Source organism: Pedobacter sp. UYEF25, assembly GCF_054061655.1.
This window is the reverse complement of sequence record NZ_JBSSEL010000002.1, coordinates 56,941-71,805: the sequence shown is the minus strand read 5'-3', so window position 1 is coordinate 71,805 and position 14,865 is coordinate 56,941. Positions and strand designations below refer to the sequence as shown.

Annotated in this window: 13 protein-coding genes; 12 read left to right on the top strand and 1 reads right to left on the bottom strand. The window is 36.5% G+C overall.

Annotated elements, in window-relative coordinates; translation table 11 throughout:
- Positions 1 to 41: 41 nt before the first annotated feature.
- The gene (hisG, locus tag ACVWYG_RS02335) at positions 42 to 893 is read right to left on the bottom strand and encodes an ATP phosphoribosyltransferase (RefSeq protein ID WP_457268518.1); all 852 of its coding nucleotides are present in this window, start codon (positions 891 to 893) and stop codon (positions 42 to 44) included.
- 269 nt (positions 894 to 1,162) lie between these two features.
- Between hisG and ACVWYG_RS02330 the strand changes: the two genes are divergently transcribed.
- From ACVWYG_RS02330 to ACVWYG_RS02275, 12 genes are all read left to right on the top strand, one after another.
- A complete protein-coding gene (locus tag ACVWYG_RS02330) occupies positions 1,163 to 2,725 on the top strand; it encodes a L,D-transpeptidase scaffold domain-containing protein (RefSeq protein ID WP_457268517.1) in 1,563 nt (520 codons plus the stop codon).
- A 73-nt stretch (positions 2,726 to 2,798) separates the two neighbouring features.
- Positions 2,799 to 3,650 carry a TlpA family protein disulfide reductase gene (locus ACVWYG_RS02325; protein ID WP_457268516.1) on the top strand — a complete coding sequence of 284 codons (852 nt, stop codon included), beginning with the start codon at positions 2,799 to 2,801 and terminating at the stop codon, positions 3,648 to 3,650.
- Between the two features lie 176 nt (positions 3,651 to 3,826).
- Entirely contained in the window at positions 3,827 to 5,869 is a 2,043-nt protein-coding gene (locus ACVWYG_RS02320) for a BatA domain-containing protein (RefSeq protein ID WP_457268515.1), read from the top strand.
- A complete protein-coding gene (locus ACVWYG_RS02315) occupies positions 5,866 to 7,143 on the top strand; it encodes a dihydroorotase (protein WP_457268514.1) in 1,278 nt (425 codons plus the stop codon). The genes ACVWYG_RS02320 and ACVWYG_RS02315 overlap by 4 nt, the downstream gene beginning before the upstream one ends.
- Positions 7,144 to 7,163: 20 nt before the next feature.
- Positions 7,164 to 7,832, top strand: a complete 669-nt coding sequence (locus ACVWYG_RS02310; RefSeq protein WP_457268513.1) for a hypothetical protein — start codon at positions 7,164 to 7,166, stop codon at positions 7,830 to 7,832.
- Between the two features lie 11 nt (positions 7,833 to 7,843).
- A complete protein-coding gene (locus ACVWYG_RS02305) occupies positions 7,844 to 8,434 on the top strand; it encodes a DUF4199 domain-containing protein (RefSeq protein WP_457268512.1) in 591 nt (196 codons plus the stop codon).
- Positions 8,435 to 8,478: 44 nt separating this feature from the next.
- A complete protein-coding gene (locus tag ACVWYG_RS02300) occupies positions 8,479 to 9,429 on the top strand; it encodes a glycosyltransferase family 2 protein (RefSeq protein ID WP_457268511.1) in 951 nt (316 codons plus the stop codon).
- A gap of 75 nt (positions 9,430 to 9,504) precedes the next feature.
- Positions 9,505 to 10,467, top strand: a complete 963-nt coding sequence (locus ACVWYG_RS02295) for a glycosyltransferase (protein ID WP_457268510.1) — start codon at positions 9,505 to 9,507, stop codon at positions 10,465 to 10,467.
- Positions 10,468 to 10,469: 2 nt separating this feature from the next.
- On the top strand, positions 10,470 to 11,393 hold the full coding sequence (locus ACVWYG_RS02290) for a hypothetical protein (protein ID WP_457268509.1): 924 nt from the start codon (positions 10,470 to 10,472) through the stop codon (positions 11,391 to 11,393).
- 112 nt (positions 11,394 to 11,505) lie between these two features.
- On the top strand, positions 11,506 to 13,005 hold the full coding sequence (locus tag ACVWYG_RS02285) for a GH3 auxin-responsive promoter family protein (protein ID WP_457268508.1): 1,500 nt from the start codon (positions 11,506 to 11,508) through the stop codon (positions 13,003 to 13,005).
- Positions 13,006 to 13,087: 82 nt separating this feature from the next.
- Positions 13,088 to 13,291: a hypothetical protein gene (locus ACVWYG_RS02280; RefSeq protein ID WP_457268507.1), complete on the top strand. Its 204-nt coding sequence runs from the start codon at positions 13,088 to 13,090 to the stop codon at positions 13,289 to 13,291.
- Between the two features lie 293 nt (positions 13,292 to 13,584).
- Positions 13,585 to 14,745: a 1-deoxy-D-xylulose-5-phosphate reductoisomerase gene (locus ACVWYG_RS02275; protein ID WP_457268825.1), complete on the top strand. Its 1,161-nt coding sequence runs from the start codon at positions 13,585 to 13,587 to the stop codon at positions 14,743 to 14,745.
- Positions 14,746 to 14,865: the final 120 nt, after the last annotated feature.

The following is a 14,865-nucleotide window of genomic DNA, read 5'->3' as shown; positions in this document are numbered from 1 at the left end:
ATAAATTAAAATTAACTATTAGTTAATCATATTTTCAGTAATTACATGATTATTTTCTCAATTGGCATCACTAAAATGCCCTCTGCACCGGCAGCTTTCAAACGATTAATTTTGTCCCAAAAATCTTCCTCTGCGATTACCGAATGAACAGCAACCCAATCTTCTTCGAACAATGGAACGACTGTCGGACTTTTAACACCCGGTAGCAAATCGATCACCTTTTTAAGATTGGACTTTTCTACATTTAGCACAACATATTTTGTAGCTTTTGCGGCGAGTACGGAGCGTATTCGCTGTAATAATTCTGCAACGTCTGCATTATCCGCTATCGCTTTACTGCCAATTAACACAGCCTCTGAAGACATTACATCTACAAAGCTTTTTAATCCGTTACTTTTTAAAGTGCCGCCGGTAGACACAATGTCAAAAATCGCATCGCTTAAACCAAGTCCAGGGCCAATTTCTACAGAGCCAGATATGGTACGTACATTTGCTTGAATTTTTTTTTCTTTTAGATATTTACCTAAAATTATTGGATAAGAGGTGGCAATGGTTTTCCCGGCAAGATCTTCTACCGTCTTAAACTCACTATTATTCTGAACAGCTATTTTAAGGTTGCATCGGCCAAAGGCCAACTTTTGCAAGAAAGTAATTTGTGCGCCGGTTTCTTCAATTACGTTTTCGCCAACAATACCCAAATCGGCAATTCCATCTTGAACATATTCTGGTATGTCGTCGTCTCTTAGAAAAAGGATTTCTAGTGGGAAATTACTGACTGAAGAGATAAGTGAACTTTTATAGTTATCGAAAACTAATCCACAATTTTTAAGAATTTCTACTGATTTTTCGTTTAACCTACCCGATTTTTGGATAGCTATTTTGAGTGTTTTCAAAAGTATTGATTATAAAAATGAACAATAAAATAAAATTTCTGGTTGTTTTGCGTACAAAACATTACTATTTACATCGCCAAACGGCGATGATGCAAATGTGCGTAATGTTTTAAACTTAAATCCATTTTTTATTTCGGTTTTCACCAATAATCTTGACGAGTTTGAGCCGCAAATATAGAAAATTTACCGTGTAATTGAAAGTTTCCAGAACAAAAATAAGAAAGAACTGTTTTGCGATAAATTTCTATTTTTGCAAAAATCCCTTTGTAGTGAAAAACCTCATACGTTCGTTATTAATTATTGCTGTTTTTATCGTTTCCTGTAACTGGTTTAAAAAACCACCCCTTATTGGTAAAGTGCTGGCTGAACATTTTAAGAATAAGTTATATACCAAATTCGATTCTGTGATCTACGACAGTATTTTTGTAAGGAAACGAGACAGTTTAGCAATGCAGTTTTCTAATCCTAAAATACTTGAAGCGTTTTATAAGAAAAACGATTACAATCCCGTTTTTGTAACTAAGTTTTTTATCAATGGACAATTAGATTCGTTGCAGAGATACTTGGACGATAGCGACATACACGGGATTAATCCGAAAATATTTCAAACAGCGCAAATAAAAGCCTTATTGGCAAAGCTTGCATCAAATAAGGCTACAAATTTAACCCAAATTTATCCTGTCATTGCAGATTTGGAGTTGCTATCAGCAAATGCTTACTTAAATTATACCAACTATTTAAGTTATGGTGTGATTAATCCGCGGAGGGTTGTTTCTAGGTACTACATCAATGTGAATAGGCCAGACAGCGTTAAAATGATGAAGACACTTTCTTCTTCAAATCTGGTAAATGCGCTAACTGATGTCCAGCCAAAATCTGAGCAATATTTAGCGCTTCAAAAAGCCTTTTTGGAAACTCGTGATGATGCCTTGAAACGTATTTTAAGTATCAATATGGAACGTAGGAGGTGGAAACTTCCAGCAATGGGCGAGAATTTTGTTGAGGTGAACGTGCCAGATTTTAAACTTACTTGGTATGATAAGAATGATACGTTGATCACAATGAAGGTTTGTGTCGGCGGAAAACGGGAAGTGAATTACGATGAAAAATGGAAAGCTTACAAGAAATCGGGTAACATTAACGATCGGCCGAAAAACCATGAAACCCCATTGCTTTTTAGTAAAATAAACTCCATTCAGGCCAATCCGGTCTGGAATATTCCGGTAAGTATTGCACAGAACGAAATCTATTGGATGGCCAGAAAAGACAGATACTACCTTTCGAACAGCAATATTGATGTGTATTATAAAGGAAAAGTTATTAGCGAACCAGACACCATTAACTGGACTAGATATGCAAGCGATAAGCTTCCATTTAAATTTAAACAGGGACCCGGCGGAGGAAATGCGTTGGGAAAATTTAAATTTATTTTTGACAACGACTTTAGTATCTATTTGCACGATACGAATAACAAAACTGCGTTTCGATTGGGCAACAGAGCCATCAGCCATGGATGTGTGAGGGTTGAAAAACCGCTGGATTTCGCTCGGATGCTTGTAAACAGCCCTTATGCTTATGATAAATTGCGCGTGCAAGTAGATTTGCCACCCCTTGATAGCACGCACAACACCTGGTACACAAAGCGAATGGCAGAAAAGTCTGACACGTTAAAAGTTTTTAAAATGAAATCTAGTTGGTTCGGACCCAAAAAGCCTGTACCGCTGATCATCACTTATTACACTGCGTGGTTTGAAAATAATCAAATTGAATATCGACCGGATGTATATGGACACGATGAACAAATTTGGAGTGCTATGAAAAAATTTAGGTAAATTCGGTTATCCTGTACCAGATTAGAAAATGTTGCTCAGCAAATTTTAAATCTTTTTAACTAACCAAATTGCAATGAGAAAAACCCAAATCCTTCGAGCAATATATTTTCTATTATTTTTGTTTGTTACATCTTGTCAATCAAAAAATAACCAAACAAGATCGACACAGAAAAAGGCTCTCACAAGCGAACTTATAACTAAGACATCAAAGAAAAATTCAGCCGAATTTGATAAAGTTGATCTGACGAAAGATTTTATCACCTACTGGTCTTACCATTATACCTTTGTTAAGTTATTTAAGGATTTCATTCCGTTAGATACTTCAGGGAACGTGATCGCTAAGAAGAAATTTTTACAAAAAGTTTCGGAGGGAATGCATTTTCCGTTACTTCATTCAACTAAAGATAAGGTTTGGCAATACGAGTTGGTAGCAATTCCGCAAAATGTAAAAAAAGAGATCGGCCCAGTTGTAGCAGCTTATGGAGAGCGTCAACTTGCTTATTTCAACCAAGAGAAAACTCAAGTTCCATATTTTAAATTTGAAGACGTAAATGGCGTTGAATATTCTTCAACTAATACCAAAGGGAAGATTCTAATTTTAAAATGCTGGTTTTTAGCTTGCCATGCATGCGTTCTAGAAATACCGGCGTTAAATCAAATGGTTCAAAAGTACAAGAACAGAAAAGACATTGTATTTCTGAGTTTGGTATCTGATGAAAAAGCACCTGTTAAAGAATTTTTAGAAAAAACTTTATTTGACTATCCGGTAGTTGCGAGTCAAGACAATTTCATCACCGAAAAACTAAGAGTGAATACGTATCCTACTCATTTTTTGATAGACAAACAGGGTAAGATTGTTAAAATAGTTAATGAGGCATCAGATTTGGAGGAATTGCTTGCGTTAGCTGTAGAGAAAAAGAATTAGATCGGATTAGAGTTTAGTGGCCGATTTAGGCATCTATGGCGCTGAAGTAAATGGTCACCTGTCAGCGATTCCTCATCCCTGAAATTTTATTTCACCAATAATTCTCAGCCTCAACGTAGTCTAAGTTTCAACCTTAGACTTTCTTCTTCGCCAAATTTTCATATCTTTGATTTTTGATGAGTTTCCTGTATCCAGGCTTTCTTTTTGCATTGTTCGCTATCGCCATTCCGGTGATCATACACCTATTTAATTTTAGGCGGTTTAAAAAAATATACTTTTCTAACGTAAGGTTTTTAAAAGAGGTAGAGGAGCAGCATTCATCCAAAGAAAGACTTAAAAACATACTTATATTAGTTGCCCGAATCTTAACCATAATATTTTTGGTGCTGGCATTTGCACAACCATTTCTCTCTAATTCTAAAAAGACCTCTTCTGGTGCCACTAATTCGATAAGCATTTTTGTAGACAATTCGTTTAGCATGCAGGCAACCAACAGAAATGGAAGCTTGTTGGATGAAGCAAAAAGAAATGCCGCAGCAATAGTGAAAGGCTTTGGCCTTAATGATCGTTTTCAACTGCTTACCAATGATTTTAGTGGAAAAGATCAGCGGTTGGTTAATAGAGAGGAATTTTTAAGGGCTTTGGATGACGTGCACATCTCTTCCTCAACAAAAACCTTGCAATCTATCATCAATTTGCAAAAGCGCACTTTAAAAGGAACGGCAGATAACTATATTTATATCCTCTCTGATTTTCAAGCAAATATTACAGACGGTAAGCGTTTAGAGCTTGATAAAAACATTAACTATAGCGCAGTTAAAATAGAGCCTAACCGCTTGCCAAATGTGGCAGTAGACAGTGCTTATTTCCTTTCGCCGAATCATCAACCTGGCGGCAGCGAAAAATTGGTGGTAGTGCTTAAAAACTATTCTAAAGAAGTTGCCAAAAACGTTCCAATCAAACTTAACATTAATGGTTCGCAAAAAGGGGCAGCTGCATTAACCATCAATGCCGGTGCTTCAGCGAGAGATACGATAAACTTCTCTGGCGCATCTGCTGGCTGGCAGAGAGGCGTGGTGTCGATAAAAGATTATCCAATAAATTTTGATGATTCACTATTTTTTACTTTCAATGTAGCTAGAAATTTGTCTATTCTCGCTATAAATGGACTCGGTAAGGGAAAGTATATTAACGCTTTATATGCCACCGACAGCTATTTTGAATTAAGTCAAATGGCCGAAAGTAATGTTGATTACGGAGCTTTTTTACCTTATCAAATGATTGTATTAAATGGAGTTAAAAACCCATCTACAGGTTTAGAGCAACAATTAAAAAGCTACGTAAATGGGGGAGGATCGCTGATTATTTTGCCCTATTTAAGTTTGGATTTTTCGAGTTACAATAGTTTCTTATCTAATCTGTCCTTGCCAACCATCTCAAAGTTAGATACTTTAATAGCGCGCGTGGCCAGGGTCGATTTTAATCAACCAATATTTAATTCAGTTTTCGAATCGATGCCAAAAAACATCGATTACCCCCTCATTAAGCGGCATTATTCATTTATCGAAAGTAGCCAAAGCGGGATAAATCCAATTATGCAGTTCGCTGATGGACAAATGTTATTTGGAAGTTTTCGATTAGGGAGCGGAAATATTTATCTTGCTGCAAGTGGGTTTGATCCCCAAGACGGAAATTTGCCAACAAGTCCGCTTTTTGTGCCGCTGATGTATAAAGTAGCGTTGATTGGAAATCAAGAAAGCCCTTTGTTTTATACCGTTGGCGAAGAAGCTGCAATGATTAAAGGGGAAGTTCAACTCGATAGAAATCAAACTTTAAAACTAAATGCAAATAAGTTTGAGGCAATTCCGGAACTTCGTACCGTTAATGGCAGAACAATGGTTTATATCTCAGATCAGGTCAAGCACACCGGATTTTATAACTTAAATTTAGCTGATTCCTTAATTGCTGTATTTGGATTCAACAATAGTCGGGCAGAGTCTAGGATGGTTTATTTAACAAAAACACAGATGGAAGCGTTGGCGCCTAATGGAAGACTTCATGTATTTGACGCAGAAAGCGATTTTAAAAAGTTTTCTTCAGGCGAGATGGAAATTGGCAGCACTTTTTGGAAACTTTGTATAGTTTTGTCGCTAGTTTTTATGGCAGCAGAAGTTTTGCTGGTTAGGTTTTTTGATAAAATTTCGAAACAAACATTATGAATATTCTTGTTAAAAATGCCGCAATCATTTCGCCAGGGAGTCGTTTTCACAACAGAGTTGCTGACATAAGAGTTGATGAAGGTAAAATTTCTGAAATTGGAAAACTTCATCCTATCGATGCAGAGGAAGTTTTTGATGCAAAAGGGGCTTATTTAAGTCCGGGGTTTTTCGATCTAAACTGTGCATTCGGAGATCCGGGTTTTGAAACAAAGGAAGACATGGAAACCGTTACGGCAGCAGCTATGGCCGGCGGCTTTACAGGATTGGCATTATTACCTCAAACAGAACCAGTTATACAGTCAAAATCGCAAGTGGCTTATGTGGTCAATAAGGCAAAAGATAATTTAGTGAATATTTATCCGCTTGGGGCGATAAGCCAAAAACTTCAGGGCCAAGAACTTGCAGAAATGTTCGACATGCAACGGGCCGGGGCAATTGCATTTACAGATGGAGATACGCCGCTGCAGGATGATGGTTTTATGAATCGAGCGCTACAATATGCTAAAGGATGTAACGCTTTATTAATGGTTTTCCCCGAAAATACATCCATCGCCGGAAAGGCACAAATAAACGAAAGTAAAAATAGCGTGCTTTTAGGCATGAAAGGTTTGCCTGCTTTAGCGGAAGAAATGCATATTGCGCGAGATATTTTTTTAGCAAAATATAACGATTGTAAAATTCATATCAGCTGCATTTCTACCGCCGGAGCAGTTTCCCTCATTCGAGAAGCAAAAAGCCAAGGTATTCAAATCACTTGCGATGTAGCTGCGCATCAATTGGTTTTTACAGAAGATTTATTGGCAGATTTTGATAGTAACTATAAGGTTAAACCGCCTTTAAGGGGGAAATCAGACATAGACGCATTAATTGTTGGTTTAAAAGATGGCACGATCGACGCCATTTGTTCGCAACATAGGCCAGAAGAAATAGAACATAAAGATGTAGAATTTGAAATTGCTCACTATGGAATTATTGCATTACAAACGGTCTTGCCACTTTTGTTGCAGGCCAAACTTTCGCCAAATTTAATTGTGGAAAAGCTTTCGATAAATTCTAGAAAATTATTAAGTTTAGACATTCCGAGCGTAGATGAGGGAGAAAGCGCTAATTTTGTAATTTTTGACGTGAATAAAGCTTGGACGCTTAACTCGATAACAAATCGGTCTAAATCTAGCAATAGTCCACTAATAAATCAAATGTTAACAGGCGCGGTGATTTTTGCTGCGAATAACAATAAACAATTTAATTCGAGCTATTTTTTTGAGCTCGCATAACTAACAACAAACTGATCAACATGGATAATAAAGTAAAAATTGCCCTGCATGCGGGGATAGAACAATATGCAAAGTTGGCCACCGTGGAAATTATTCCATTTGAAAGGGAACTATTGGCCACTTTTGAACTTGATGTAAATTTTTTAGATAAAACAACATCGTTCGATGCAATTTTTGATTCTTACCCTAAATTCGAATCCTTAAGAGAAATATGTTTTGATTTATTGATGATCAATTTTTTCAGCAATGATGTAAAGGCACTAGACGACGATTATTTAGAAAGTGAGGAATGGGGAAAAATAGAAGAAGAAACCATAGATAGGGGAACGGAGTTGCTAAACTTACTGCTGTACATTAAGGATTGTAGTGATGAAAATTTAGAACCAGAATTGGAGGATTTTTTAAAGGAATTTCTATTGGTCGAGGATGATGAGTTTCAAGACGAATTTGAAATTTATGAGAATTTGATCGACAATCAGGAACTAGCAGAAGCAAGCGTAAAAGAAATTTGCCAGACAGCGAGCCGTTTAGTGCTAGTTCCAGAAATGAAAGAATTATTTGTACCTTTTATGGTATTCTTTTCTGATGTAGAAGGTACCACGCAGTCTATGAAAGATTTGGTAGAAAATAGTTCAGATCCGGCTTTTGAAACTGCGGTTTATGCCTTAATTACTACGATAAACAAGTAAACTTTATTGAAATGGAAGATAAAAATAAATTGATCACCCTGCTATCGCTAAAAAACGGCCTCATTTTGGCAGCGGTGTGGATTGTGATCTACGCAGTGCTTTATTTTATAAATCCAGTAATGATTTTTACCAATTTCTGGATTTCGTTGGTAATTTGGGTTGTCGTTATTGTGCTGCTTGTTATTATTGGTAAAAGCATTAGAACAGAGATAGGTGGATTTTGGACATTTGGACAGGCATTTAAGTCCTTCTTAATAATTGCTTTAATTCTTTCCTTTACGAGTGTTTTGTACAATGTTGTTTTAATTAAGGTAATCAATCCAAATTATCCTGCCGAAGCAGCGAGTGCGATACAGGATTCTCAGAAAGCAATGATGGAGAAATTCGGTGCAAGCTCAGATCAGATTGACGAGGCGATCGCCAAAAGTGGAAATATGGAAGAAAAGTTACAAGCAAATGTAAAGAACATGACAACTAATTTTGGTTACTCTATTGCAGTTTATGGAGTTTTAGCATTAATTTTGGCAGCCATTTTAAAGAAAAACGAACCGATTTTATTTAGCACGCTGCAAGACGATGAGTCGGTGCCTCTAGATGTTTAATATGAACAGCCAAAGCTTAAAAAATCTGTAAGCGCAACGAAGAGATGGATATATCAATTGTAATTCCCTTATTAAATGAAGATGAGTCGCTGCCAGAGCTTTGCGCTTGGATAAAAACGGTTATGGATGCCCACGATTTTAGTTATGAAGTGCTGTTAATAGATGACGGCAGCACAGATAATTCGTGGGCCGTAATCGAAGAAATGAGCTTAACAAACGCAAATATTAAAGGCATAAAATTTAGGAGAAATTACGGAAAATCAGCTGCCCTTAATGTTGGTTTTGAAGCTGCACAAGGAGATGTAGTTTTTACGATGGATGCAGACTTACAAGACAGTCCAGATGAAATTCCGGAATTATACCGTCGAATCAAAGTGGAAAAGCTAGATCTAATTTCTGGATGGAAAAAGAAACGATATGATCCCATAACCAAAACCATCCCAACAAAGTTGTTTAATGCCGCCACCAGAAAAATGAGCGGAATTGAGTTAAATGATTTTAATTGCGGTCTCAAAGCCTATCGCAGCGATGTTATAAAAACCATCGAAGTTTATGGTGAAATGCACCGTTATATTCCAGTAATTGCAAAATGGGCAGGCTTTAATAAAATTGCCGAGCAGGTAGTAGAGCATCGTGCGCGCAAGTATGGTACGACCAAATTCGGTTTCAGCAGATTTATTAATGGTTTTTTAGATTTGCTTTCTATTTTTTTCGTTGGCAAATTTGGTAAACGCCCTATGCACTTTTTCGGTTCGCTTGGGGTATTGAGTTTTTTTATCGGATTAGTGATGGCAGTATGGATGATCGGAGAAAAGCTTTATCACATCACCCAAGGCATTCCTTATAAACGAGAAATTACAGCTCAACCGCTATTTTATATCGCATTAGTAGCTATTATTTTAGGGTCTCAGCTGTTCTTAACAGGGTTTGTGGCCGAGTTGGTAACGAGAAGCGCACCTGAAAGAAACAATTATTTGGTTGAAAAGAAAACCTAAATAGATACTTAAACATAGCGGCTAAAACGCGTTTTTCATAGCTTAGGCCATTTTCCCTAAACTGACCTTAATAAAATGTTTTTCTCCATAATCATCCCACTTTATAATCGTCCGCAAGAAATTGATGAGCTTTTAGCCACGTTGACTAAACAGACTTACAACAATTTTGAGGTGCTGATTGTCGAAGATGGTTCCAAGTTCGATGCAAAATCAGTTGTCGATTCTTACGCAGAAAAATTAAATATTAGCTATTTTTTTAAAGAAAATGCTGGTCAAGGATTTGCTCGAAACTACGGATTTGAGCGTGCTAAAGGCGATTATTTTGTCATTTTCGATTCTGATTGTTTAATTCCGACAAATTATCTAGAGCTCGTAGCTAAATCTTTGTTAACAAGTTGGTTAGGTGCCTATGGAGGACCAGATGCGTCACATAAAAGTTTTACTGACGTTCAAAAAGCAATCAGCTACTCAATGACATCACCTTTTACAACAGGAGGAATTCGTGGCAATAAAAAACATATGGGGGTCTTTCATCCTCGTAGTTTTAACATGGGTGTTTCTAGAGCTGCTTGGCAAAAATCAGGTGGATTTCTACTCACTCGATTAGGTGAGGATATCGAGTTTAGCATCAGAATTAAAAAAAATGGCTTTAAAATTGGATTAATTCCAGAAGCAATTGTTTACCATAAACGCCGCACTAGTTTTAGCCAGTTTTATAAACAATTACATTTTTTTGGTCGGGCACGCATAAATATTTACAAACATTTCCCTTCAGAGCTAAAATTAGTACACTTTTTCCCCGCTGCTTTTACGTTTGGATTGACATTTTCGCTTTGCGCAAACCTGTTTAAAATGCGTTTTTACGGTGTTTTAGATGTACTTTTTCTCGTGTTCTTTTTGTTAATATTTTTTCATTCATGGATACAAAATAAATCTATAAAAGTTGCACTTTTGAGCATTGTAGCTTCCTTTATCCAGCTTACCGCGTATGGATTAGGATTTACACAAGATTTTATCAAAAGAGTGGTAGTGAAATGATCATGATAGACTATTTAAGAGAAAGTACTTTTGCCGTTAATGACGTCATTCAAAAGGCATGGGCGATAACTAGAAAGCATTATTTGTCTATCGCTACGCTGTGCTTTTTAATGTTTATCACTTCCATGGCTTCTACCATTATGTCGGGTCTTTTGAGGGAAATAGACATCTTTTTAAGCCTATTTATGTTAATGGTGTTTATATTGCTTTATTTTACACTTAACCTTACCCTTTTCAGGTATGTTTTTCACCTGTTAGATGATGAACAGGAAGACGTACTGATCGTACAAACCATTCCAACTAAGGTTCAGATTGTTACTTTTTTAATTGCATCTGTTGTATTCGTCTTCATTTTGCTTTTCATTATGTTGGTTACCGCGCTGATACCTTTTTCTATTTTTTATCTTTTACTTAAGCTCAAGGCATTTTCTGTCGACCAAAAGATGTTCAATTCTTTTTCTAACATGTTTATTGTTGTCGGCTTTCTTTCTGCGCTAATTGCATTTGTGAGGCTTTCTTTTTTCCCCTTTTTCATTATAGACCGTAAAGCAAACAGGTTAACTTTTCAAGAAATAAGTTTCTCAAAAACTACCGGCAGCTTTTTTCAACGAATTGCAATAACTGTTCGTGCACTTTTTGACCATGCACTTTTATCCGTAAAGTTTAGCTTAGCTCTAACCAAAGGAAATTTTACCAAGTTGCTTTTGTTGCTTGCAGTATTAGCCACCTTCGGTTATCTATATGGTTATTTGAGAGATAATAATGTCCTCATTCCAGGGAAAATTTACCTAATCATCTTAACACTGTCCTTTATTTCTTTTATTATTGTTCCACTAACGGCGGTTAGTTTAACGGTTGCTTACCGTAAAATGATGGACGAATATCAAGGAGAAGCTAATCCAACTATTTTTCATAACATTGTGTAATCCCTAAAAAACTCCTACTGGAATTTTAGAATTGATTAATCAAATGTGTGAAAAAGTAAGCTAACTAATTATTTATATTGAATATGGAATTTCCTTCTAGGAGATCGATTTTATGGGATTGAAATCAATTTTGAGCAAGCCATTTGCGGCATTTGTTGTCTGGAAAATTAATCGTTGGAAAAAAAATGCTGTAGCAGCGCAACAACAAACCATGTTAAAGCTTGTTCGAACAGCAGAAAAAACAGCTTTTGGGTCTGACCACAGTTTTATAAACATAACTAGTTATAATGATTACAAACAGCGTGTTCCAATAACCGACTATGAAGACTTAAAGCCATACATTGACAGAATAATGGGAGGAGAGGCTGATGTATTGTGGCCGGCTAAACCGCTGTATTTTGCTAAAACGTCCGGGACCACCTCAGGCGTGAAATATATTCCGATTACCAAAGCCTCCTTACCAGAACATACTAAAGCTGCACGAAACGCCATTTTAACCTACATTAACGAAACTGGCAATGCAAATTTTGTAAATGGAAAAATGATATTTCTACAGGGGAGTCCAACTCTAACGAAGAAAAACGGCATCAACCTTGGCCGGCTGTCTGGCATTGTAGCGCACCATGTTCCGGCATATCTACAAAAAAACAGGCTTCCTAGTTATAAAACTAATTGCATAGAGGATTGGGAGCGAAAAATAGATGCAATTGTGGATGAAACGATCGATGAAGATATGACGCTGATCTCTGGCATTCCGCCTTGGGTGCAGATGTACTTCGACAAACTTTCGGAGAAATCTGGAGGGAAACGGATAGCAGATGTTTTTAGAAACTTCAGTTTATTTATCTATGGTGGAGTTAATTTCGAACCTTATCGCGCAAAGCTCGAGGAAATTGTTGGCAAGCAAATAGATTCTATAGAAACTTATCCCGCCTCTGAAGGATTTATAGCCTACCAGGATTCTCAAAAAGACAAAGGGTTACTTTTATTGGTCGATGCGGGGATTTTTTATGAATTTATTCCGGCCGATCAATATTACGACGAAAACCCTCCAAGATTTATGTTAGCAGATGTGGAATTGGATAAAAACTACGCGCTTATTTTAACTACCAATGCTGGTCTTTGGGGTTACAGTATTGGTGATACAATCAAGTTTCTGCGCAAAAATCCATATAAAATTGTGGTCACAGGCCGAATCAAACATTTTATTTCTGCTTTTGGGGAACACGTAATTGGCGAAGAAGTGGAGCAAGCGATGATGCAAGTTGCAAATGAAAGTAATTTAAAAGTTACAGAATTTACAGTTGCTCCACAGGTAAACCCTAAAGAAGGACTTCCTTTTCATGAGTGGTTCATAGAATTTTCTACTGCACTTGATGATTTAGAAGACTTTGCCGTAAAGTTGGACTTAGCAATGCAGCAAAAAAATTCTTATTACTTTGATTTGATAGAAGGTAAGGTTCTACAACCGCTAAAAATACGTAGGTTGCAAAAAGATTCCTTTGTAAATTATATGAGAAGTCAAGGGAAACTGGGAGGACAAAACAAAGTGCCGAGACTGAGCAACGATCGAAAGTTGGCTGAGGGTTTAGAGAGGTATGTGGATTTATAAATTATTTTATTGCGACATTATTTTATTGTTGGAAGGTCTATTTTATACGCTTTAATGTTTTTCTAAATACTCGAAAAATTAGATGGAAAAAACATACCCGCAGTATTTAAGTCAAATAACAGCTCACAAAAAAGCGTTACATTCAACTCATTTGGTTCGCAAGGTAGCTACAAACTTGGATGCATTTGCAAAATATTCTATTGGGCAGCAATTTATAAAAGCTGTAGTTTTATTTCAGCTCATAGTGCCGACTATTTTGGCGGGTATTATCAAAAAGATAAAATAAATTTTACTGTGATAGTTTTGGCGCTGTTAAACGATGTTTAGCTTGGAACGGAAAAGCAAAATTTAAAAATTTAATTAATGGATAAACTCAAGCAAAATTTTTACAGTTAAGAAAATGTTACCAAAGGAAATTGATAAATTGTTAAAAAAGTTAAGAATGAGAAATTTAAAATCTAATTGATTTTTGAGTAATAGAACAAATTTTTAAAGACATTGCAATCCTCAAATAATTCAACAGTCCCATACAATTCAACAATCTATTCGCAATTGAACAATAAATCAACAAAAAAACCCATTAAAAACATTGCCATTTTGGGTTCCACAGGAAGTGTTGGCACACAGGCACTTTCAGTCATTAGAGAGAATCCAACTGTTTTTGCGGTTACTGCATTAACTGCTTCAAAAAATGCCGAATTACTTATTGAGCAAGCGATCGAATTTAAACCTAAATGCGTAGTAATTTGTGATGAGTTGAAGTATAGAGAGGTTAAACGCGCTTTATCAGGATTTGAAATTAAGGTGTATGCAGGTGAAGAAGCGTTAACAGAAGTGGCTGAATTGCAAGAAACTGACATTGTGTTGACCGCTGTAATGGGTTCTGTTGGCTTAAAACCAACAGTGGCAGCCATAAAAGCTGGAAAAAATATTGCTTTAGCAAATAAAGAAACTTTAGTGGTGGCTGGAGAATACATTACTCAGCTGGCAAGAACGTACGGTGTTAAAATTCTCCCTGTAGATTCAGAGCATTCGGCCATTTACCAATGTTTAGTGGGTGAAGAGCAAAACGAAGTCGAAAAAATCTATCTCACTGCTTCCGGTGGGCCTTTCCTAAATAAAACTCGAGATTTTCTGTCGACAGTGAAGAAAGAACAAGCTTTAAAACATCCGAACTGGGTAATGGGCGCAAAAATCACCATAGATTCTGCGAGCTTAATGAACAAGGGTTTGGAAGTGATAGAAGCAAAATGGCTTTTTAATTTGGAGCCAGATCAGATCGACGTAATTGTACATCCACAATCTGTTGTACATTCTTTAGTTCAGTTTACAGATGGCTCTATGAAAGCGCAAATGGGACTTCCAGATATGAAATTACCAATTCAATATGCATTGAACTATCCCGCAAGGCTAAAAAATAGTTTTGAACGATTCAATTTCCTGTCATATCCAAATCTTAGTTTTCAACAAGCAGATCCAAAAACATTTAGAAATTTGGGACTAGCATTTGATGCGCTGAAAATGGCAGGTAATATGCCCTGTATCTTAAATGCGGCGAACGAAGTGGCAGTAGAGGCATTTTTACATGATAGTCTTGGTTTCTTAGAAATGAGCGATGTGATAGAGCGGTGTATGCAAGAAATGCGTTTCATAGAAAAACCACATTTAACCGATTATTTACAAAGTGATAAAGATACCCGTATCTTTGCACGCGAATTGGTAACAAATTTTAAACATTAACATCTAATGGAAAATTGCAAGTATAGTGATTCTTCAATAAAGGCATAAATGGTTGGAGGTCGGTATATAAATTGCAAATTTTAGGGTCGATAAAATATTTACAAACGATAACATCAAATA

Bases quoted from the DNA above. Each gene is read 5' to 3' on its own strand.
- ACVWYG_RS02290 (WP_457268509.1), top strand. From the start codon at position 10,470: ATGATAGACTATTTAAGAGAAAGTACTTTTGCCGTTAATGACGTCATT.
- ACVWYG_RS02280 (WP_457268507.1), top strand. From the start codon at position 13,088: ATGGAAAAAACATACCCGCAGTATTTAAGTCAAATAACAGCTCACAAA.
- ACVWYG_RS02305 (WP_457268512.1), top strand. From the start codon at position 7,844: ATGGAAGATAAAAATAAATTGATCACCCTGCTATCGCTAAAAAACGGC.
- ACVWYG_RS02295 (WP_457268510.1), top strand. From the start codon at position 9,505: ATGTTTTTCTCCATAATCATCCCACTTTATAATCGTCCGCAAGAAATT.
- ACVWYG_RS02320 (WP_457268515.1), top strand. From the start codon at position 3,827: ATGAGTTTCCTGTATCCAGGCTTTCTTTTTGCATTGTTCGCTATCGCC.
- ACVWYG_RS02285 (WP_457268508.1), top strand. From the start codon at position 11,506: ATGGGATTGAAATCAATTTTGAGCAAGCCATTTGCGGCATTTGTTGTC.
- ACVWYG_RS02315 (WP_457268514.1), top strand. From the start codon at position 5,866: ATGAATATTCTTGTTAAAAATGCCGCAATCATTTCGCCAGGGAGTCGT.
- ACVWYG_RS02310 (WP_457268513.1), top strand. From the start codon at position 7,164: ATGGATAATAAAGTAAAAATTGCCCTGCATGCGGGGATAGAACAATAT.
- ACVWYG_RS02325 (WP_457268516.1), top strand. From the start codon at position 2,799: ATGAGAAAAACCCAAATCCTTCGAGCAATATATTTTCTATTATTTTTG.
- ACVWYG_RS02300 (WP_457268511.1), top strand. From the start codon at position 8,479: ATGGATATATCAATTGTAATTCCCTTATTAAATGAAGATGAGTCGCTG.